The 1,230-nt window shown below is 49.7% G+C and carries 1 protein-coding gene; it reads right to left on the bottom strand.

The window, feature by feature from the left end; genetic code table 11:
* Positions 1 to 45: 45 nt before the first annotated feature.
* The gene (gene tuf, locus AAY72_RS02375) at positions 46 to 1,230 is read right to left on the bottom strand and encodes an elongation factor Tu (RefSeq protein ID WP_008985219.1); all 1,185 of its coding nucleotides are present in this window, start codon (positions 1,228 to 1,230) and stop codon (positions 46 to 48) included.

The following is a 1,230-nucleotide window of genomic DNA, read 5'->3' as shown; positions in this document are numbered from 1 at the left end:
ACAAAAAAGGCCCCTTGCGGAGCCTTCTTTGTACAACAGTATGACTTAAGCGATGATCTTAGATACTACGCCAGCACCTACTGTACGACCACCTTCACGGATAGCGAAGCGTAAACCTTCGTCCATCGCGATTGGGCAAATCAGTTCTACAACAAACTTCAGGTTGTCACCTGGCATTACCATCTCTACGCCTTCTGGCAGCTCTACTGCACCAGTTACGTCAGTGGTGCGGAAGTAGAACTGTGGACGGTAGCCTTTGAAGAATGGCGTGTGACGACCACCTTCTTCTTTTGACAGTACGTACACTTCGCCTTCGAACTTAGTGTGTGGCTTGATTGAACCCGGCTTCGCCAGTACCTGACCACGCTCTACGTCTTCACGCTTGGTACCACGTAACAGGGCACCAATGTTCTCACCTGCACGACCTTCGTCTAACAGCTTACGGAACATCTCTACACCAGTACAGGTTGTCTTCGTAGTATCTTTGATACCTACGATTTCAACTTCTTCACCAACTTTGATGATACCTTGCTCTACACGGCCTGTTACTACTGTACCACGACCCGCGATTGAGAATACGTCTTCGATTGGCATGATGAATGGCTTATCAATCGCACGTACCGGCTCAGGGATGTAAGTATCCAGTGCTTCACCCAGCTCCAGGATTTTCTTTTCCCACTCAGCGTCGCCTTCCAGGCCTTTCAGCGCTGAACCACGGATTACTGGCAGGTCATCACCTGGGAAGTCGTAGTCTGACAGCAGCTCACGCACTTCCATCTCTACCAGCTCTAACAGCTCTTCGTCATCTACCATGTCACACTTGTTCATGAACACGATGATGTACGGTACGCCTACCTGACGTGATAACAGGATGTGCTCACGTGTCTGTGGCATTGGGCCGTCAGTTGCCGCTACTACCAGAATAGCGCCGTCCATCTGCGCAGCACCAGTGATCATGTTCTTAACATAGTCAGCGTGGCCTGGGCAGTCTACGTGGGCGTAGTGACGAGTTGGAGTGTCATATTCTACGTGTGAAGTATTGATCGTGATACCACGAGCTTTTTCTTCCGGTGCTTTGTCGATTTGATCGAAAGCAAATGCCTGACCGCCGTAGTGCTTAGCTAATACGTTAGTGATAGCAGCTGTCAGTGTAGTTTTACCGTGGTCAACGTGGCCGATTGTACCTACGTTTACGTGCGGTTTTACGCGTTCAAATTTAGCCTTAGCCAT

This window comes from Alishewanella sp. WH16-1 (genome assembly GCF_001441695.1).
Taxonomy (GTDB): domain Bacteria; phylum Pseudomonadota; class Gammaproteobacteria; order Enterobacterales; family Alteromonadaceae; genus Alishewanella; species Alishewanella agri.
This window is presented reverse-complemented; position numbering and strand designations above follow the sequence as displayed.

Coding starts and splice junctions, on each gene's coding strand:
- tuf (WP_008985219.1), bottom strand. CDS start 1,230: ATGGCTAAGGCTAAATTTGAACGCGTAAAACCGCACGTAAACGTAGGT.